The sequence below is a fragment of the Pseudomonas sp. LB-090624 genome, assembly GCF_003205205.1.
Taxonomy (GTDB): domain Bacteria; phylum Pseudomonadota; class Gammaproteobacteria; order Pseudomonadales; family Pseudomonadaceae; genus Aquipseudomonas.
This window is the reverse complement of sequence record NZ_QJRL01000004.1, coordinates 12,822-32,951: the sequence shown is the minus strand read 5'-3', so window position 1 is coordinate 32,951 and position 20,130 is coordinate 12,822. Positions and strand designations below refer to the sequence as shown.

Annotated in this window: 11 protein-coding genes; all 11 read left to right on the top strand. The window is 61.8% G+C overall.

All coding sequences use genetic code 11. From position 1 onward, the window contains the following. The first annotated feature begins 31 nt into the window (after positions 1-31). The 11 genes from flgH to DMX11_RS05725 all read left to right on the top strand — a co-directional run bounded on the left by flgH (position 32) and on the right by DMX11_RS05725 (position 20,087). Positions 32-727, top strand: a complete 696-nt coding sequence (gene flgH, locus DMX11_RS05775) for a flagellar basal body L-ring protein FlgH (protein WP_060500738.1) — start codon at positions 32-34, stop codon at positions 725-727. Positions 728-739: 12 nt separating this feature from the next. After that, positions 740-1,849: a flagellar basal body P-ring protein FlgI gene (locus DMX11_RS05770; RefSeq protein WP_110743833.1), complete on the top strand. Its 1,110-nt coding sequence runs from the start codon at positions 740-742 to the stop codon at positions 1,847-1,849. 11 nt (positions 1,850-1,860) lie between these two features. Next, positions 1,861-3,015, top strand: a complete 1,155-nt coding sequence (gene flgJ, locus DMX11_RS05765) for a flagellar assembly peptidoglycan hydrolase FlgJ (RefSeq protein ID WP_110743627.1) — start codon at positions 1,861-1,863, stop codon at positions 3,013-3,015. Between the two features lie 12 nt (positions 3,016-3,027). Next, on the top strand, positions 3,028-5,058 hold the full coding sequence (flgK, locus tag DMX11_RS05760) for a flagellar hook-associated protein FlgK (RefSeq protein WP_110743626.1): 2,031 nt from the start codon (positions 3,028-3,030) through the stop codon (positions 5,056-5,058). Positions 5,059-5,071: 13 nt separating this feature from the next. Next, on the top strand, positions 5,072-6,637 hold the full coding sequence (locus DMX11_RS05755) for a flagellar hook-associated protein 3 (RefSeq protein WP_110743625.1): 1,566 nt from the start codon (positions 5,072-5,074) through the stop codon (positions 6,635-6,637). A 127-nt stretch (positions 6,638-6,764) separates the two neighbouring features. Further along, positions 6,765-10,343 (top strand): glycosyltransferase, encoded by a 3,579-nt coding sequence (locus DMX11_RS05750; RefSeq protein ID WP_110743624.1) that lies wholly within the window; start codon positions 6,765-6,767, stop codon positions 10,341-10,343. 52 nt (positions 10,344-10,395) lie between these two features. Continuing rightward, positions 10,396-13,113 carry a glycosyltransferase gene (locus DMX11_RS05745; protein WP_110743623.1) on the top strand — a complete coding sequence of 906 codons (2,718 nt, stop codon included), beginning with the start codon at positions 10,396-10,398 and terminating at the stop codon, positions 13,111-13,113. A 247-nt stretch (positions 13,114-13,360) separates the two neighbouring features. Next, entirely contained in the window at positions 13,361-14,131 is a 771-nt protein-coding gene (rfbF, locus tag DMX11_RS05740) for a glucose-1-phosphate cytidylyltransferase (RefSeq protein ID WP_110743622.1), read from the top strand. Then, the gene (rfbG, locus tag DMX11_RS05735) at positions 14,113-15,189 is read left to right on the top strand and encodes a CDP-glucose 4,6-dehydratase (RefSeq protein ID WP_218278943.1); all 1,077 of its coding nucleotides are present in this window, start codon (positions 14,113-14,115) and stop codon (positions 15,187-15,189) included. The genes rfbF and rfbG overlap by 19 nt, the downstream gene beginning before the upstream one ends. Next, on the top strand, positions 15,182-16,504 hold the full coding sequence (gene rfbH / locus DMX11_RS05730; RefSeq protein WP_012051611.1) for a lipopolysaccharide biosynthesis protein RfbH: 1,323 nt from the start codon (positions 15,182-15,184) through the stop codon (positions 16,502-16,504). The genes rfbG and rfbH overlap by 8 nt, the downstream gene beginning before the upstream one ends. 91 nt (positions 16,505-16,595) lie before the next feature. Continuing rightward, positions 16,596-20,087 carry a glycosyltransferase gene (locus tag DMX11_RS05725; RefSeq protein WP_110743621.1) on the top strand — a complete coding sequence of 1,164 codons (3,492 nt, stop codon included), beginning with the start codon at positions 16,596-16,598 and terminating at the stop codon, positions 20,085-20,087. Positions 20,088-20,130: the final 43 nt, after the last annotated feature.

Sequence of the window (20,130 nt, the reverse complement as noted above, 5' to 3'; positions counted from 1 at the left end):
GTCGCTTTGTTACACCCGTGAGGTATGCATCATGAATCGTCTGTTGTCCGTGTTCGCCCTGGGGGGGGCGGTGTTGCTGGCAGGTTGCGTCGGCCCGACGCCCAAGCCCAACGACCCGTACTATGCGCCGGTCCTGCCGCGCACCCCGTTGCCGGCAGCGGCCAACAACGGTTCGATCTACCAGGCCGGTTTCGAGCAGAACCTGTACAGCGACCGCAAGGCGTTCCGGGTGGGTGACATCATCACCATCACGCTCAACGAGCGCACGTCCGCCAGCAAGAACGCGGGCTCGCAGATTGCCAAGACCAGCAAGACGGATATAGGCCTGACTTCGTTGTTCGGTACCACGCCCAATACCAATAATCCGTTCGGTGGTGGCGACCTTTCGCTGGAAGCCGGTTACAGCGGCGATCGAGCCACCAAAGGTGACAGCAAGGCCACTCAAGGCAACACGCTGACCGGTTCGATTACCGTCACCGTGGCCGAGGTGCTGCCGAACGGGATCATTGCCGTGCGCGGCGAGAAGTGGCTGACCCTGAACACTGGCGAAGAGCTGGTGCGTATCGCCGGGATGATCCGCGCTGACGATATCGCCACCGACAACACCGTGCCGTCCACCCGTGTGGCCGACGCGCGCATCACCTACTCCGGTACCGGTTCGTTCGCCGATGCCAGCCAGCCCGGGTGGCTGGACCGCTTCTTCATCAGCCCGCTTTGGCCTTTCTGAGTACGGATGACCATGTTGAACGTGAGGCAGCTGATTGCCGCAACCCTGCTCTTGTCCTGGGCTTTCGCTGCCCAGGCCGAGCGCCTGAAGGACATTGCCAGTATCTCTGGTGTACGTTCCAACCAGTTGATTGGTTATGGCCTGGTGGTGGGCCTCAATGGCACGGGTGACCAGACCACCCAGACGCCGTTCACCCTGCAAACCTTCAACAACATGCTGTCGCAGTTCGGCATCAAGGTGCCGGCCGGTTCCGGCAATGTGCAGCTGAAAAACGTTGCAGCGGTGTCGGTGCATGCTGACCTGCCACCGTTCGCCAAACCTGGCCAGGTGGTTGACATTACCGTTTCCTCGATCGGTAACTCCAAGAGCCTGCGCGGCGGCAGCCTGCTGATGACCCCGCTCAAGGGGATCGACGGCAACGTCTACGCTATCGCCCAAGGCAACCTGGTGGTCGGCGGCTTTGATGCTGAAGGCCGTGACGGTTCGAAGATCACCGTCAACGTTCCGTCGGCTGGCCGTATTCCGGGTGGTGCCAGTGTCGAGCGTGCGGTGCCGAGCGGGTTCAACCAGGGTAATACCCTGACCCTGAATCTCAACCGCCCCGACTTCACCACCGCCAAGCGTATCGTCGACAAGGTCAACGACCTGCTCGGCCCTGGCGTGGCCCAGGCCGTGGATGGCGGTTCGGTGCGGGTCAGTGCGCCGATGGACCCCAGCCAGCGCGTGGATTATCTGTCGATCCTTGAAAACCTTGAAATCGACCCGGGCCAGGCGGTGGCCAAGGTCATCATCAACTCACGAACCGGCACCATCGTCATCGGCCAGAACGTCAAGGTTTCGCCGGCGGCGGTGACCCACGGCAGCCTGACCGTGACCATCACCGAAGACCCGATCGTCAGTCAGCCGGGGGCCTTCTCCAATGGCCAGACTGCCGTGGTGCCACGCTCGCGGGTCAATGCCGAGCAGGAAGCCAAGCCGATGTTCAAGTTCGGCCCGGGCACCACGCTGGATGAAATCGTCCGCGCGGTGAACCAGGTGGGCGCAGCGCCTGGCGACCTGATGGCAATCCTCGAAGCCCTGAAGCAGGCCGGCGCCTTGCAGGCCGACCTGATCGTGATCTGAGGACCGCGCGGATGAACAGCAAAAGCCTGGTTTCCGGTAGTGCCGACAGCGGTGCCTATACCGACCTCAATCGCCTGAGCTCGCTCAAGCATGGCGACCGCGACAGCGATGCCAACGTGCGCAAGGTAGCCCAGGAGTTCGAATCGCTGTTCATCAGCGAAATGCTCAAGGCCTCACGCAAGGCAAGCGACGTGCTAGCCGACGACAACCCGATGAACACCGAAACGGTGAAGCAGTACCGTGACATGTATGACCAGCAACTGGCTGTAAGCATGTCACGCGAAGGTGGCGGTATCGGGCTGCAGGATGTGCTGGTGCGCCAGCTGTCGAAGAACAAGGCCAACCCGGCCAGCACCAGCCCGTTTCCGCGGATCGAGGGCAACGCCCCGGCGCTGTGGGGCAACAAGGTCGCCGAGCCCGTGCATGCCACCCAGTCGACCGCCACCCGCAACGACGTCGCTGCGCTCAATTCACGTCGCCTGGCGCTGCCGAGCAAGCTCACCGACCGCTTGTTGGCCGGTATCGTGCCATCGGCGGCCACGGCCAATACTGCCACCGTCCCAGCCCGTGACGGCCAACAGGTAGCCAAGGCTTTCGCCGTGCCGGACAACGGCCTGCGCATTGTCGGGCGCGCGGTGGCGCAGCCGCCGTTGGCACCGAACAAAGCCTTTGGCGACAGCGATGAATTCGTCGCCACCATGCTGCCAATGGCCGAACAGGCAGCCAAGCGCATTGGTATCGATCCGCGTTACCTGGTGGCCCAGGCCGCACTGGAGACCGGGTGGGGCAAGTCGGTAATGCGCAACACCGACGGCAGCAGCAGCCACAACCTGTTCGGCATCAAAGCCACCGGCAATTGGGACGGCGGTGAGGCGAGGGCGATAACCAGCGAGTACCGTGATGGCCAGTTCGTCAAGGAGACGGCGGCGTTCCGTTCGTACGATTCCTACCAGGACAGCTTCCACGACCTCGTCAGCTTGTTGCAGAACAATGCGCGCTATCAAGATGCAGTGAAGGCCGCCGATAACCCAGAACAGTTCGTGCAAGAGTTGCAGAAGGCCGGGTATGCCACCGACCCGAATTACGCCAGCAAGATCTCGCAGATCGCAAGACAGATGAAGTCGTACGAGCACTACGCAATGCTCGGTACCGCAACAAAACTTTAAGGGTATGGAACCATGGCGAGTCTGATCAACATTGGTATGTCGGGGCTGGGTGCCGCGCAATCGGGGATGTACACCCTCGGTAACAACATCGCCAACGCCGATGTCGAAAGCTACTCGCGCCAGCAGAACGTGCAGAAGACCAAGGGCGGGCAACAAGTTGGCCAGGTGTTCATTGGCACCGGAACCACGTTGGCAGATGTGCGCCGGGTGTACAATGCGTTCATCGAGAACCAGCTGCGCACGACCACCTCGCTGAGCAGCGAGGCATCCTCGTACCTGGACCAGATCACACCGCTGGATACCTCGCTGTCCAGCAGTGATACCGGCATCACGGCTGCGCTGCAAAGCTTTTTCACCTCCATGCAGGATGCGGCGTCCAAGCCAACCGAAGACGCTTCGCGTCAGCTGTTGTTGACCAGTTCGCAATCGCTGGCCAAGCGTTTCAATACCCTGTCGTCGCAGTTGAATCAGCAACTGAGCAATATCAACAGCAACATGACGGCGATTACCGACCAGGTCAACAACCTCACCAAGACCATCGCCGGGTTGAACGAGCAAATCGCCCGCGTGGGTGCTGTTTCGGGCCAGCCCAACGACTTGCTGGACCAGCGTGACGGCGCAGTGCGTGAACTGAACAAGCTGATCGGCACGGACGTGGTCGAGCGTGACGGCACCTACGATGTCTACCTCAAGAACGGTCAGGCGCTGGTGCTGGGTAATACCACCCAGACGGTCGGCGTGGAGCCGACGGCGAGCGACCCAGGCCGTTTGAGCCTGGTGCTCAATCGTGGTTCGACGAAGATGGATATCACCAGCAGCGCTACCGGAGGCGAGCTGGGTGGGTTGATCCGTTACCGCAGCGAAACCCTCGACCCTGCGCTTAACGAGCTTGGGCGCGTGGCCCTGGTGGTGGCAGACCAGATCAACAGCCAGTTGGCCCAGGGTATCGACAAGGATGGCAATTTTGGCGCCACCCTGTTCGGTGACATCAACAGCGCCAAGGCCATGAGTGAGCGTAGCGTCGCCAAACTGGGCAACAGCATCGGCTCCGGTAACCTGGATGTCAGCATCAAGGACACCGGCAAACTGACCACCAGCGACTACCAGGTGACGTTCACCAGCGCGACCGGCTACAGCGTGCGCAAGTTGCCCGAAGGCACCGAAATGGGCAGTTATGACCTCAATGACACACCACCGCCGGTCATCGATGGCTTTACTCTGTCGCTCAATGGCGGCGGTTTGAGTGCTGGCGACAGCTTCAAGATCACCCCCACTCGCAACGCAGCCGCCAATATCGAGACGGTCCTCACCGACCCCAAGCGCCTGGCGCTGGCGGCACCACTGACGGCCACCAATGGTGCCGGCAACAAGGGCACCGGGGTGATCACCCAGCCGACCTTGACCTCGCAGCTGGACATCTACGACGCCGCGCAGCGTTCGCAGCTGCAGGCAGGCCTGAAAAACTCTACCCCGGTCAAGCTGGTGTTCGGTGACGACACCACTTCGCCCCAGGCTTACAAACTGTACGACGCCAAGGGTACGGAAATCGGCAGCGGCACCATCGTGCCGGGCCAGGCGAACAAGCTGCAGCTGTCGGTGCCGATGGTCGATGGCAGCGGCAACGCGACCGGTAGCAGCTTTACCTTCGAAATGAGCGTTTCCGGCGCGCCGCAGAACGGCGACAGCTACACCGTAGCGCTGACCGGGGCAGGCTCTGCCGATAACCGCAATGCCCAGTCGGTGATCGACCTTCAGACCAAATCCACCGTTGAAGTTGGGGCCAACGGCAAGGGCATCAGCTTTACCGATGCCTATGCCAAGCTGGTTTCAAACGTTGGCGGCAAGGCTGGCCAGGCGGAAATGGACAGTGATGCCACCAATGCGCTGCACAGTTCTGCGCTGGACAGCCGCAACAGCCTTTCCGGCGTGTCGGTCGATGAAGAGGTCGGCAACCTGGTCAAGTTCCAGCAGTACTACACCGCGTCGTCCCAGATTATCAAGGCGGCACAAGAAACCTTCACCACCTTGATCAATGCTCTTTAAGGAGGCGTAGACCATGCGCATTTCCACTTCGCAGTTCTACAGCAGCAACAGCGCCAACTACCAGCGCAGCTTCTCCAACCTCGACAAGACTCGGCAAGAGGCTTCTGACGGCATTCGGGTGCGTCGGGGGGCTGACGACCCGGTAGGTGCGGCACGTCTGCTGCAACTGCAGCAGCAACAGAACATGCTCGACCAGTACACCCGCAACGTTACCAATGTGCGCAACGCCCTGGGCACCGCAGAAAGCACGCTGAATGCGATTGGCACCATCCTGCAGCGCGTCAATGAGCTGGCCATCAGTGCCGGCAACGCCGGTTTCACCGATGCAGACCGCAAGGCCAATGCTACCGAGCTGGCGTCGCTGGAGGATCAGCTGTTCTCGTTGATGAACAGCAAGGATGAGAGCGGTGCGTACCTGTTCTCGGGGTCCAAAGGTGATACACCGCCTTATGTGCGAAACGCTGATGGTACTTATACCTATCAGGGTGACCAGGGCAAACTGAACCTGCAAGTCGGTGACATGCTCACCCTGGCAGCTAACGAGACGGGCTACGATGCCTTCGAGCAAGCGCTCAATACCAGCCGCAGCGAAACCAGCCTGGTGTCGCCGGCCACCGACGATGGCCGGGTCAATTTGTCCAATGGCCAGGTGAGCGGTAGCGCGACGTATAACGACCGCTTCCGCAGCGGCGAGCCCTACACCATCGAGTTCACCAGCAGCACCCAGTTCAAGATCACCGATGCCGAAGGCAAGGACGTGACGCTGGAAGCGAGCCAGGGGGGCACCTTCGATCCCAATGGCAAGAACACCACGATCAATTTCCGTGGTGTTGACCTGCGCCTGGACATCACCCTCGAGGAAGGCGATGCAGCCGACCCTGACGCGGCCATTGCCGGCCATGTCTTCAGCCTGAGCTCGAAGGCAGATGAAATCAGCGGCACCCGCAGTGCAGGCAACAGCTCGTCGGCCCAGGTGACGGGCGCGACCATCACCGATGCGGAAAAGTACAAGTCGGCATTCCCTGAGGGGGCTGTACTGAAGTTCACCAGCGCTACCGAGTTCGAACTGTATGCCTCCCCCGTGAGCGCCGACAGCAAACCGATTTCCACAGGCACGCTCAGTGGCAACACGGCGACCGCCATGGGGGTCGAGTTCACGCTTTCGGACACGCCGAGCGCAGGCGACAGCTTTGGCATCAAGGTCGACACGCATCAAACTCAGAACGTCCTCGATACCATCAGCCAGTTGCGTGCGGCCCTGGCCACCCCGGTCGATAACGACCCTGCGGCCAGGCAGAATTTCCTGGCATCGCTGGACTCGGCGATTGGCAACATCGCCAGCGCCACCAACCAGGTCAGTTCCTCGATATCGTCGATTGGCGGCCGTGGCCAGGCGATCGATGTACAGGTGGAAACCAATGAGGCACTGAGTGGCGAAAACGCCAAGACCCAGAGCTCGATTCGTGAGAGCGATCCGGCCGAGGTGATGATTCGTCTTCAGATGCAATCCAACATGTTGCAGGCCTCGTTGCAGGCGTACGCCAAGATTGCCGGTCTCTCGCTGGTCAATTACATCTGATGTTGGCGGGCATTTGCCCGTCATGACGCAAGGGCAGGCCGGTCAGGGCTGATAACGACCGGCCGGTTCGCCCTTCTGAATGCCTGCTTGTTGCCAAGCGCACCGCCCCTCCATCAAGGTCGTCATCGTGTCAGAGCAGCCACTCGTCAGTATCGCCATTCCTGCCTTCAATGCCGATTTCTTTCAAGCGACCTTGGTCAGTGCGCTTGGTCAAGACTACCCCAACCTGGAAATCGTCATTTGCGATGACAGTGCTGGTGTGGAAATCGAGGCAATCTGCCAGGCGCTCGGCAAGGGTACGGCGGTGCCCGTGCGTTATACCCGCAACCCTGTTCGATTGGGTTTTGCACGTAACCTGCAAGCATGCCTGGAGCAGGCCAACGGGGTGTTGGTGAAGTTTCTGTGTGATGACGACCTGTTGCTCGACAGTTGCATCAGCCGGCAAGCACACGTGCTGACGCAGTGGCCTCAGCTCAGTATGGTGATCGGGCAGCGTCTGCTCTGGTCTGCTGATGACATCCTCCTGCCTTCCCGCGCGCTCAACAGCGTGATTGCGCCGCAAAGCGCCGTGCTTGTGGGTACGGACCTGCTGGCCAGCATCGCCGAAAATGTCCCGAATCTGTTCGGCGGGATCAGCCATGTGCTGTTCCGTCGAGCCCAGGTGCTGGAATACCTGCCGCAACTGGTCCAGGGCGGCCAAGGGTTCGCCGCACGACTGGACCTCGCCTTGTATGCATGTCTGCTGCGCCGTGGGCACCTGGCGAGCCTGGAGCGCATACTGAGTGTGGAGCGCATCCACCCAGGCCGGCTCAGTCATCACTCCAGCATGACCGAAGCCTACAAGCATGAAACCGAATGGCTGCAGCAGATGCTGGCGGCGCGCACTGGCGAGTCGGCGCCGGCCAATGGCTGGGTCCGTTACCTGCCGCTGGAGGCCTACGACCCTGAGGCCGACCAGGCTTGGGAGGAGTTGGACATCCGCCGCTTCCATGCCGGCCAGGTCGCCAATTTTTCGCAGCAGGTAGGCAGTCACGCCCTCAGCTTTACCGAGCTCTATGCCGAATGGCTGGCCTGCCGCAACCTGTCAGACGGGCAGTTGCGGTTGCTGCCGAAGCGAATCGAGCAATGGCCAGTACAGCCCGGCATCGTCCCGATCATAACCTGTCGCGAGGGCGATGAAGGCGCACTGCGCGCCACTCTGGACAGCCTGGCTGCACAGTCCTATGCCGCCAGCGAGGTGTTAGTGCTGGTGCCTGATCGCTTCGACAGGGTTGACGCGGCAGGCGTGCACTACCTGGCCTTGGACGGCAGTGGGTACGCTCAACTCAACCAGTGGCTGGCAGGCGCGCGCGTTGCCGACTGGGTGCTGCTGTTGCGTGCCGGTGATCGCCTGCGGCCGCATGCACTGGTCGTCATGGCCGAGCGCATGGCGCTGCGCGCCGAGAGCACGTGCCTGTACACCGATGAAGACACCTTTGGAGCCCTGGCGCCCGGCAACCCTATTTTCAAGCCGGACTTCAACCTCGATCTGATGCGCAGTGCGCCCTACGTGGGGCGTACCCTGGCATTCAAGCGTGCGGCGCTGCTGGCACTGGAAGGCTTCGATACCCAGTTCCAGAGCCTGGCCCCTCAGGATCTGCTATGGCGAATGGTCGAGGCGCATGGCTTGCATGTGGTCGAGCACGTTGCGCAGATGCTGGTGCACTGCCAGTCGGGGTACGCAGACTGGATGACCGAGCCGGCAGGGCAGGCGGAGGCTGCGCGCGTGGTCGAGGCACACTTGCGTCGTATAGGTGTCGACGCGTTGGTGGAGGGCGCTGCCGGCAGCTTGATCACACGTGTGACCTATCGGCATGAGCAGCAGGCAAGTGTATCGATCCTGATCCCCGCCGGGGCCAACCTGAATGCGCTCAGGCGTTGCGTCGAGTCACTGTTCCAGTACACCGAATACAGCCAGTTCGAAGTGCTGGTCATCGCCAATGGCGACGAGCCGCAGGCTGTCGCCGAGTGGTTGGTGGCGATGCGGGGACTGGGCAGTGACCAGTTGCGCGTCGTCGATGTTCAGGCGCAGGGTAGGGCAGCGATACTCAACCAGGCCAGTCGCCATACGCAGGGAGACTATCTGCTGTTGCTCGCACCGGAATGTGCGCTGTTCGAACCGCGTTGGCTGAGTACGTTGATGAGCCAGGCGCAGCGCCCCGAGGTCGGCCTGGTGGGGCCGACGTTATGCGGCAGCAACGGCGAACTGGTGTCGTCCGGCCTGGTGCTCGGCCTTGGCGGCGGGACCGCAGGTTGTCCGTTCCCGGGCAGCTTCATGACTGCCGAGGGTTACATGGGGCGCCAGCAACTGGTACAGAACTGGAGCGCACTGAGCCTGGACTGCCTGCTCATTCGTCGGGCGTTGTTCGAGGAGCTCGAGGGGCTGGATACGTCTGCCTTCAAGGTCGCGTTGTTTGACGTTGACCTCTGCCTGCGTGCGCGCGAAAAAGGCTTCCTGTCGGTCGGGACACCTTTCGCGCGTGTCATGAGGCTAGCGGGTGGTGAGGCTGTGGAGCTGGCTGATGAGCTTGCCAGGGCCGACCGGGACGTTGCTTACGACCGTTGGCTCAGCCGCATCGCCCGGGACCCGGCCTACAACGACAACCTGAGCCTCAAGTTCGCCAATTTCAACCTGGAGCCAGGCCTGCGCAGTGGTTGGGACCCTTTCATTGCCCGTGCCATGCCGTCAGTGTTGGCGTTGCCGATCAATACCACGGCAGTGGGGCATTACCGGGTAATCCAGCCGTTCACCGAACTTGAACGGGCGGGCTGGATCCAGGGGCGGGTCAACCACGTCTCCCCAGGCATTATCGAGCTCGAGCGCGAAAAGCCCGATGTGATGATCCTGCAGTGTCGTTACATGCCGGGCAACATCAGGGAAATGGCGCAGTTCAAGCGCTTTTCGCAGGCGCGGATGATCTACGAGCTGGACGACTACATTATCGATCCGCCAAAAAAGAACGACCATGCCCGCAACCTGCCCAGCAATCTTGCCGAGTTGGTGGCCCAAGGCATCGGGCAGTGTGATCGGCTGGTGTGTTCGACGGAACCGCTGGCTGATGCGTTATCCAGCATGCACCAGGATATTCGCGTAGTGCCCAACATGTTGTCCGCCGCGCTCTGGGCTGGCCTTTCCAGTCAGCGTCAGACCAGTATCCGGCCGCGCGTCGGGTGGGCGGGTGGCACCAGCCATCGTGGTGATCTGGAGCTGTTGCAAGAGGTGGTGAAAACCCTTGCCAACGAGGTTGACTGGGTCTTCTTCGGTATGTGCCCGGACCCCTTGCGCCCCTATGTGAAAGAGTTTCACAAGGCGGTTCAATTGGCTGACTACCCGCGCAAGCTCGCCAGCCTCAACCTCGACTTGGCGCTGGCACCGTTGGAGCAGAACCTGTTCAACGACTGCAAGAGCAACCTGCGCTTGCTGGAGTACGGTGCGTGCGGTTTCCCGGTGATCTGCAGCGACACCAAGGCCTACGCCGGCTACCTGCCATGTACCCGGGTCAAGGACAACACTGCCGAGCAATGGCTGGATGCGATTCGCATGCACCTGGCTGACCCGCAGGCCAGCTACCGCCAGGGCGATGCCCTGCGTGCGGAAGTGCTGCGTGACTACATGCTGATGCCGCACCATTTGCAGCATTGGGCCAACGCCTGGTTGGCAGACTGAACATTGGCGTGGGGAGATGCCCGCGCCTGATTGACAATTGGACAGGTGCTATATGATCGATACCGCAATCGGCTCGCGCAATGATGTGACCGTTGTTTTGCTGGGCGAGGATCAGGCGCACAGCCGCGTCCGCGCGCAGCATTACTACCAGCAGGCTCGGGTGCCCTGCGTGGCGTTCGACTTGCCGCCTGGGTCGAGCTCGGCTGGGTTCGCTCAGGCCCTCGCGGAATGTCTGGCGGGGCTCGCCACGGCTTATGTGGTGCTGGCGCTGGATACCGACTTCGTGCTGGCCCCGTCTCTGGACAATGCAGCGGCGTGCCTGCACGCGCAACCTGGGGCGGTGGCTGCGCAAGGCCAGTTGTTGGGCTACAGGCCTGCGAGTGGCAAGGTGGAGTACTACCTGGTAGGTTCGGCATTTGCGCCTGCCATTGCCGAAACCGCTACAGCCAGGCTTTTGCAGTACGCCCAGTCTGGGCAGCAAGCCTGGCGTGCAGTCATGCGTGTGTCGACGTTGCAAGCCGTGTTGACGGCTTTGCCAGACGAACTGGATGCGCCTGCCGTGCGTGTGGCGATGTCCCTTGCCGTGTTGGCACAAGGGCCGGTTGCCCACCTGGACCAGACCGATGTGGTGAGTGAGCATGAGCCCGCTGGCTACAGCCCGGTGGAGCGTGAAGAACGCCTGACTCAGCTGGTACGCGGTTTGCGCCAGTGGGACGCTGAGCTGTATCGCCTATGTGGCGACGAACAAGGTTACACGGCCCTTAACAGATTCGTGCGCAACACCTACGATCTGGGGGCTACGTCGTTGATCTTCACGTCCAGCTGGCGCAGTGTGATCGATGACCCGGAGCGGTTGTTCGAGCCACATCAGGATGTACAGCTGCCGTATTACAACGGCGCCCTGTTTGCACGGTTGACCGAGCTTGAGTTTCTCTGCCACGCCTGGCCGACCAGCCCGCAGCAGCAATATGCGCTGGAAGGGATCTGGGTGCAGCAGCGTGACTTGTTGCAAGCGCACCCCAACGATACCGCTGAAAGCCTCAGCCACCGCTACTGGCAGGCCTTGGCGTTGAGCCTGTTCAACCGCGAAGTCTGTCATCTGCTGTTGTCCACGCTGGACAGGGCAGAGGAAGCTGCGCATGTTCGTGAGCTGACGGATTGGCTGGCACGCCTCGAACAGGTCCCGGGTATCCATGAGCAATGCCGTTTGCAAGGCACTCCGTCGGGTCAGGTGATCGATGCCATCGCTGCCGCTACACCGGATGAGGCGGGGCGCCAGCGTGTGCTCCGGTACCTGGCAAAGCACCCGAGCGAGCAGATCGCCTTCGTGGTTCTCGATCTCAAAAACGACGATCAAGCGCTTCAGACTACGTTCGACAGCCTGCTTGCCAGCGGCATACGCAATTTCAAGCTGCTAGTGCTCAAGGCTGGCAAGCCACCGGCCATCACCACCCCGCGCGACACGCTGCATTTCATTCAGGTCAGTGACAGCAATTGGGTGAATCACCTGAATCAGGCGGTGCGACAGTTGCCGAGTGCCTGGCTGATGCTGCTGAATGCCGGTGATGTGCTGCTTGCCGGCGGCCTGTTGCGTCTGTCGGTGGAGCTTGTCGATGCGCCGGCCTGCCATGCCATTGCCGCGAATGAAGTTCAGCGCGACAGTGAAGGGCGTTTGCACCGTGTTGAGCGCCCCGGTGCAGACCTCGATCTGCTGCGCAGCCAGCCAGGGTTGATGTCGCGGCACTGGCTGGTGCGTCGCCAGACGGTACTGGATCTGGGAGGGTACAGTGAAACCTGCCCAGAGGCGCTGGAGCTCGACCTGCTGCTGCGTCTGGTGGAGGCCCAGGGCTTGAGCAGCCTGGCGCACATGGCCGACTATCTGGTTATCGGACAGCAGGGCGGTAGTGTACTGGATGAGGCGGCCGCCAAAGTGGTTGGCCGACATCTGACGCAATTGGGCTATCGCGCACAGGTGAAGATCCAGGCGAACGAAGGGTTGTCTATCGACTACCGGCATTCGTCCACGCCATTGGTAAGTGTGCTCGTCGCGAGTGAAGGCGATGCCTCGCAGCTGCAGGCTTGCCTGCGTAGCGTGCTGCAGCGTACCCGTTACCCGCGCTATGAAGTGCTGGTGGTGTGTGCCGACCACGAGGTCGCGGCACTGCAGCAGTTCGCTGGCAAGGTGCATGTTCTGGTCGGTCAGCCCGGCGAGTCGCGCAGCCATTGGCTGAACCTGGCGGCTAGCCAGGCACGAGGGGCTTATCTGGTGCTGATGTCTGAGCGCAGTCAGGTCATTACCCCTGCCTGGATCGAGGCATTGCTCAATGAGGCTCAGCGCCCGGAGGTGGGTGTGGTAGGCGCCTGTCTGGAAGGCGGGGATGCTGCTCTTCTGCATGCAGGCTACGCCTTGTTGCAGGGGCCGCAGGTGGCCTCGCCCTGGCAGGGGCTGAAGCCGCAAGCCTGTGCTGAAGCCAGATGGCCTTTGGCAGTGCGCGGTTGTCAGGCGGTCAGTGCCGACTGCCTGATGGTGAGCAAGGAGGTGTTCGAGCATTGCGCGGGTTTGCAGGTTGCTCAAGGTGCCGATATCGACCTGTGCCGGGCCGTTGTCGAGGCCGGGCAACTGGTGGTCTGGACGCCGCAGGCCCGGCTACTGCTCTGCGCCCTGCCTGAAGCGGATAACGCATTGGCGCAGGCGTTGCTTGATCGCTGGCCCGCGGCGTTCGGCGAGCAGGCTGCGTCGACCTTGGGCTGGCTGGAGCAGGTCGGATAGGCCGAGGCGGATTATTGACAGGGCTGCAAGCTGGCATTGCAGCCCTGGTCTGCCTGTTTCGACAACACCCGCGAGCCCGGCCGATCAAGGCCGGCTCCACGCGTGAGCGCTACATCCCGCTGCACGCGCATTCACCTTGTCCACTGAGGCTGATTGGCAATCTTTTTGCTAGATAACGGCAACGTACTGAATTGGTCAGTATTTTGTCAGCCCGCTATGGGCGCCAGCCTGTCAAGGTGTGTCGACAATGAAAGCAGTCATCCTGGCCGGTGGCCTGGGTACCCGTATCAGTGAAGAGTCGCATCTGCGCCCGAAACCGATGATCGAAATTGGTGGCAAGCCCATCATTTGGCACATCATGAAAATCTACTCCCATCACGGGATCAACGATTTCGTGATTTGCCTCGGTTACAAGGGTTATGTGATCAAGGAGTACTTCGCGAACTATTTCCTGCACATGTCGGATGTCACCTTCGACATGTCGGAAAACCAGATGCATATCCATAACCGGCATGCCGAGCCTTGGCGGGTCACGCTGGTGGACACTGGCGAGAATACGGCAACTGGCGGGCGCCTCAAGCGGGTACGCGATTACGTTGGTGACGAAACCTTCTGCCTGACGTATGGCGACGGCGTTGCCGATGTGGACCTGCCAGCCTTGATCGATTTCCACAACCGCCATGGCAAGCTGGCCACGGTCACGGCCGTTCAGCCGCCCGGGCGTTATGGTGCGCTCGATGTGCGGGGGGAGCAGGTGCATGGCTTCCAGGAAAAACCACTGGGCGACGGTGGCTGGATCAATGGCGGCTTCTTCGTGCTCGAACCCGGGGTCTTTGACTACATCGAGGGCGACGCTACCACTTGGGAATATGAGCCCATGCGTGCCTTGGCGCAGGATGGCCAACTGATGACCCACGTGCACCGTGGCTTCTGGCAGGCCATGGACACGCTGCGCGATCGCAGTTATCTGGAAGAGCGCTGGAAGGCCGATGAAGCACAATGGCGCATCTGGTCATGAGCCGTAGCTTCTGGTCAGGGCGGCGGGTTTTCCTGACAGGGCACAGCGGCTTCAAAGGCGGCTGGCTAGCCCTTTGCCTGCGGGAGATGGGCGCCGAAGTGTATGGCTACTCCCTGGCCCCCGATACTTCGCCCTCGCTGTATGGCAGCGCCAGGCTGGCGGAGTGCGTGGCTGGCGAGTTTGCCGATGTTCGTGATGCGGACCGGTTGCTGCGCAGCGTTGCGGCATTTCGCCCTGAGATTGTCCTGCACCTGGCCGCGCAGCCGTTGGTGCGCGAGTCCTATCGCAGCCCAGCGCAAACATACGCCACCAACGTTACCGGCACGGTCAACCTGCTCGAAGCTGTACGGCAGTGCGACGCAGTGCGTGCCGTATTGGTTGTCACCAGTGACAAGTGCTACGAGAACCGCGAGTGGCAATGGCCCTACCGCGAGCAGGATGCCTTGGGGGGGCATGACCCCTACAGCAGCAGCAAGGCGTGTGTCGAGCTGCTGTGCGCCTCATGGCGCGAGTCATTCTTGCGCGAGCGCGGTGTGGCGCTTGCGACGGCGCGTGCGGGCAACGTGATCGGTGGCGGCGACTGGTCAGCAGACCGGTTGCTGCCCGATATCCTGCGTGCCTGGGAAGCCGGGGAGTCGGTGACCTTGCGCTATCCCGATGCCGTGCGCCCGTGGCAGCACGTTCTCGACCCGCTTGAGGGCTACCTGCTGCTGGCCCAAGCGCTGATCGAGCGTGGTCAGGACGTGGCCGAGGCCTGGAACTTCGGGCCTGACAGCGGTGGGACGGCAACCGTGGGTGAGTTGGTCCATGCCATGGCGCAGTTGTGGCCAGGCGAAGCGGGTTGGTCTGTCGAGCCGCACGTGCAGCCCCATGAAGCAGGCTTGTTGACCCTCGACTCCTCCAGAGCTCGCCAACGCTTGGGCTGGCGGCCCAAGTGGGGCCTGAAGCAATCGTTGCGTCACACCCTTGAATGGCATCGCGCCTGGCGCGATGGCCAAGACATGCAGCAATACTGCCGCACGCAAATAGCGGCACACGAAGGTGAGTTCAATGACTGATCAAACGGCGCAGCAGTTGCGTCAGCAAATTACCGAGCTCGTTGGCCGTTATGCCGAGTTGGAGCTGGCCGCGCCCGTTTTTGTACCTGGCCAGCATGCGGTTCCGCCCTCTGGCAAAGTCATTGGTGCACCCGAACTGCAAGCCATGACCGAAGCGGTACTGGACGGCTGGTTGACCACTGGGCGCTTCAACCAGGCATTCGAAAAACGCCTGGCACGTTACCTGGGGCGGCGTGGCGTACTCACCGCCAACTCCGGCTCTTCGGCGAACCTGTTGGCGTTTTCCGCCTTGACTTCGCCACGCCTGGGGGATCGTGCCATTCGTAAGGGGGACGAGGTGATTGGCGTGGCGGCGGGTTTTCCTACCACCGTCAACCCGATCCTGCAATTTGGTGCCGTGCCGGTCTTCGTCGATATCGAGATGGGTACGTATAACGTCGACCCAGCCTTGATCGAGGCGGCAATCAGCCCGCGGACCAAGGCGATCATGCTGGCCCACACGCTGGGCAACCCGTTCAACCTGGCGGTGGTACGAGAATTGTGCGACCGCTACGGTTTATGGTTGATCGAGGACTGCTGCGATGCGCTCGGCGCCACCTACGATGGCCGCCAGGTAGGCAGCTTCGGCGACCTCGGTACGCTCAGCTTCTATCCGGCCCACCATATCACCATGGGCGAGGGCGGGGCGGTTTTCACTGATTCTCCGCTGCTCAAGCGTATCGTCGAATCGTTCCGTGACTGGGGGCGTGACTGCTATTGCGGACCAGGCGAAGACAATACCTGCAGCAAGCGTTTCTGCTGGCAGCTGGGCGACCTGCCGCAAGGTTATGACCACAAGTACACCTATTCCCACCTGGGCTACAACCTCAAGATCACCGACATGCAGGCTGCCTGTGCGTTGGCACAGATGGACCGGGTGGATGATTTCATCGCTGCACGCAAGCGTAACTTTGCCTGGCTCAGCGAGCGCTTGTCCGGGTGTGTGGAGCAGCTGATCCTGCCACATGCCACCCCCAACAGCGACCCGTCCTGGTTCGGCTTTCCGCTGACGCTGCGGGATGGTTGTGGCGTCGAGCGGCTGGACCTTTTGCGTCATCTCGATGCGCAAAAGGTGGGTACTCGCCTGCTGTTCGCCGGCAACCTTACGCGACAGCCCTACATGAAAGACCAGCAATACCGGGTCGCCAGTGACCTGACGGTGACAGACAAGATCATGAAGGACACCTTCTGGGTCGGTCTGTGGCCCGGGCTTGGCGAAGACCATCTTGAACATGTGGCCGACAGCATCGAAGCCTATGTGCGGAGGTTGCGTTGATGGGCGTTCGCGCGTGTGAACGGTTTGTCGGGCGCAGGCGCAGGTTGCTCGACCGGGCCAGCGTCGCACGCCTGTCCATGCCTTATCCAGGATGCAGCCTGTGAGCACTCAGCACTATCCGCCATTGCACGTTGCGTCGCCGCGCCCGTATTACATCGTTGCGCCCGCATACCGGCATAACTCGGCCGGTATCCGGGTGATGCACATGTTGTGTCATTTGCTGAACCGGTGCGGCCAGGATGCCTACTTGTACAGCTCCACGACCAACCCGATGTGGCACACCCCGCTGCTCACCAATGAGCTGAGGCAGCAGCATGAGCAGGCCGGGCGCCAGCCTATCGTGGTGTACCCGGAGGTGGTCTCGGGGAACCCGACCAATGCACGGTCGGTAGTGCGTTACTTGCTCAACGTACCAGGGCTGATCGCAGGGGACACGGAGTTTGCCGATTCGGAAATGATCTTTGCCTACGGTGAGCATCTGCTGCCCAAAGGCGCAGGGGCTGAGCGCATACTGTTTCTGCCGCCGATCGACACGTCGCTGTTCAATAACCATGACAACCCCTATGACGGCCATCGCAAAGGTTGGCTGATCTATCCGGGGCGCCATACCCATGCACTTCAGGAACACCCCGAGCTGGCCGCGAGGTGCACGCTCATTACCAACGAATGGCCAGCCACCCCTCGGGAAATGGCTGATCTGTTCCGGCGCAGTGAGGGCATCTATTGCTTCTCTTCCACCGCAACTGCGCTGGAAGCGATGTTGTGTGGTTGCCCGGCCGTGGTGCTCAAATCGCCCTTTTTCGATGGTACGCCGCTCGGTATTGGCGAGTTCGGCACACACGGGCTGGCCTTCGAGGACACGCCTCAGGCTATCGAGCATGCCCGATCGGGTTTGGCCATCGTTCAGCAAAAGTACGCTGACTTGCAGGGCCGGTTCTGGGAACAATTGGCCAGTTTCATCGAACAGACCCAAGCCATGCCTTGCACAGACCTGCAACCAGATACCCTGCAGGGGGCAGCAGGTCGGCCAGATGCACAGGTTGCCCAGTGGCTGCGGTCCCGTCGCCCTACTGATGCCCAGGCAGAGCTGATCGCCCGGCGTCTGGAAGACAGGCGCATGGATTTACCCCGTTTCGATTTCGTCATTATTCCGGACGGCCCGCCAGCTGCGGTCGAGACGACGCGCAAAAGCCTGCTGGGGCAGATGTATCAGCAGGTCGCCGTCCACTTGCCCGCTGATTGCGAGCTTGCCACGCTTAACCAGTTGGTCCTGCAACAAGGGACCGGGCAGTGGCTCTGCTTTGTGCGTGCGGGTACCACGTTCACACCGTTCGGGCTGTTGATGCTGGCGCTGGAGCTGCTCGACGGCGACCAGGTGCGTGCGGTGTATGCCGATGAGCTGGTTACCACCCCACAGGGCACCCAGCATGCACTGCTGCGCCCCGATTTCAATCTCGACATGCTGCTGGCCAGCCCGGCCCAGCTGGCGCGGCATTGGTTCTATCGTCGCGAGGTATTCCTCGGCGCCGGCGGTTTCGACCTGGCCTGCGCGGGTGCGGCGGAGCTGGCGTTGCTGTTGCACTTGATCGAAGATGCCGATGGCCTCGACGGGTTGGCTCATGTCAGCGAGCCTGTGTGCATTTCGCCGGGCGAGGCGCCTGTTCACAGCCCTCAGGAACAGGCGGTGCTGCTGCGGCATTTGCAGCGGCGCGGCTATACCCAGGCGCAGGTGCGCATGCACCGGCCAGGCATTCATCGCATCGATTATGGTCACGCCGAGCAGCCATTGGTTTCGCTGGTTGTGCCATGCGGCGGGCGTCTCGATCACGTACAACGCTGCGTGCATGCGTTGCTTGAAAAGACCCGTTACCCCCACTTCGAGATTCTGCTGGTAAACGATGGCAGCGGCAGCCCGGCTACCCGAGCCTGGCTGGCTGGGCTTGTGGCGCGGGAGCAAAACCGGGTCAGCGTGCTGAGTGACGCGTCGGTACGTGACCATGCCTCGGCCTGTAATCTGGCGGCCAGGCATGCGCGGGGCGAGTACTTGGTGCTGCTGCACGAGGATACCGTGGTTGTGCACGATGACTGGCTGGATGCCTTGCTCAACCACGGCCAGCGCCCGGAAGTAGGCATTGTCGGCGCCAGGTTGATGCATCCCAATGGCATGGTCGAACAGGCTGTGCAGGTCCTGGGCTTGAACGGCCCTGGCAACTCGGCGTTTTCCGGGCTTGTACAGGATGAGGGGTACATGCGCCGGCTTGAGCTGGATCAGAACCTGAGTGCCGTGTCTGGCGCTTGTCTGCTGATTCGCCGGGCGCTTTACCAGGGTGTGGGTGGAATGGACGAGCGCCTGACGCAGCGCACGGGTGCCAGCCTCGATCTATGCCTGAAGGCGCGGCAGGCTGGTTATCTTACGGTGTGGACCCCCCATGCTGTGTTGGTGTGCGAAGGGCAGGGTGAGTGTATGCCTGCCGAAGCGGTCGAGGCCGAACAGGAAGCGGTGTATGGCAGATGGCTGCCTGTCATCGCCCGCGATCCGGCCTACAACCGCAACCTGTCTTTGCAGGGGGCGGGTTTTGAGCTCGAGACTGACCCGGGCCTGACATGGAACCCCCTGAGCTGGCGTCCGTTGCCCGTGCTGTTGAGCATGCCGGGCGAACTTGCCGGCGCCGCTCGAAGCCGGATCGTCGATCCAGCCTTGTCCATGAGTATTGCCGGCCTGGCTGATGTCCGACTGGCCTTGCGGCCTTATCTGCCCGCCGAGGTGGAGCGGCTGCAGCCCGACAGTTGGGTCATGGGGCGGCCGGCAAACGACGCGCAAATTCAGGCGTTACGTTGCAACGCTCGGTTCTCCCGCGCATTCAAGGTGGGCGATGTGAATGCCGACTTGCCTGGCCTGGCTGAAGACGATATTGCAGGTGCGCTGCGGTGGTCTGTCGGCGTTGTGGACCGGCTGGTAGTGCCAACCCAGGCTTTGGCTGAAGCGCTGCAGGGCTTCTGCGCCGATATTCGGGTCGTGCCGGATCGTCTGCACCCGGCCCGCTGGGGGGCGTTGGCCGCGCCGCGCCAGCCGGGTGGCCGCCCTCGTATAGGGTGGGTGGGGGAGCAGTTCGACGCCCGTGTTCAGCGCCTGATGCTGGAGATCGTTCAGGCCATGCGTGCTGATGTGGACTGGGTCTGTCTGGGTGAATGCCCGCCCCAGTTGCAGCCCTATCTGCGCGAGTTACATGGCCCGGTGCCCTACGATGACTACCCGCAAAAGCTCATGTCGATAGGGCTGGACCTGGCGCTGGCACCTCTAGGCGATGGCTGGCTTGACGCGTGTCGCAGCAATGTGCGGCTGCTGGAATATGCCGCGTGCGGCTATCCGCTGGTTTGCAGTGACGTGTTGCCCTATCAGGGGTTGCCCGTGACCCGGGTCAGGAACACGGCCGGCGACTGGGTCAGTGCTATCCAGGCGCACCTTGCCGAGCCTGCTGCCAGTGCAAAGGGCGCACAAGCACTGCGTGAGCAGGTACTGGCACGCCACATGCTGGATGAAGGCTATGCACGCCAATGGCTTGACGCCTGGCTGCCAGGTTGAGGGCAGACCACCCACCGAGAGCGAACAGTCAACCATTCCAACA

Bases quoted from the DNA above. Each gene is read 5' to 3' on its own strand.
- flgH (WP_060500738.1), top strand. From the start codon at position 32: ATGAATCGTCTGTTGTCCGTGTTCGCCCTGGGGGGGGCGGTGTTGCTG.
- DMX11_RS05725 (WP_110743621.1), top strand. From the start codon at position 16,596: ATGCAGCCTGTGAGCACTCAGCACTATCCGCCATTGCACGTTGCGTCG.
- flgJ (WP_110743627.1), top strand. From the start codon at position 1,861: ATGAACAGCAAAAGCCTGGTTTCCGGTAGTGCCGACAGCGGTGCCTAT.
- DMX11_RS05745 (WP_110743623.1), top strand. From the start codon at position 10,396: ATGATCGATACCGCAATCGGCTCGCGCAATGATGTGACCGTTGTTTTG.
- DMX11_RS05770 (WP_110743833.1), top strand. From the start codon at position 740: ATGTTGAACGTGAGGCAGCTGATTGCCGCAACCCTGCTCTTGTCCTGG.
- rfbF (WP_110743622.1), top strand. From the start codon at position 13,361: ATGAAAGCAGTCATCCTGGCCGGTGGCCTGGGTACCCGTATCAGTGAA.
- rfbG (WP_218278943.1), top strand. From the start codon at position 14,113: ATGGCGCATCTGGTCATGAGCCGTAGCTTCTGGTCAGGGCGGCGGGTT.
- flgK (WP_110743626.1), top strand. From the start codon at position 3,028: ATGGCGAGTCTGATCAACATTGGTATGTCGGGGCTGGGTGCCGCGCAA.
- rfbH (WP_012051611.1), top strand. From the start codon at position 15,182: ATGACTGATCAAACGGCGCAGCAGTTGCGTCAGCAAATTACCGAGCTC.
- DMX11_RS05755 (WP_110743625.1), top strand. From the start codon at position 5,072: ATGCGCATTTCCACTTCGCAGTTCTACAGCAGCAACAGCGCCAACTAC.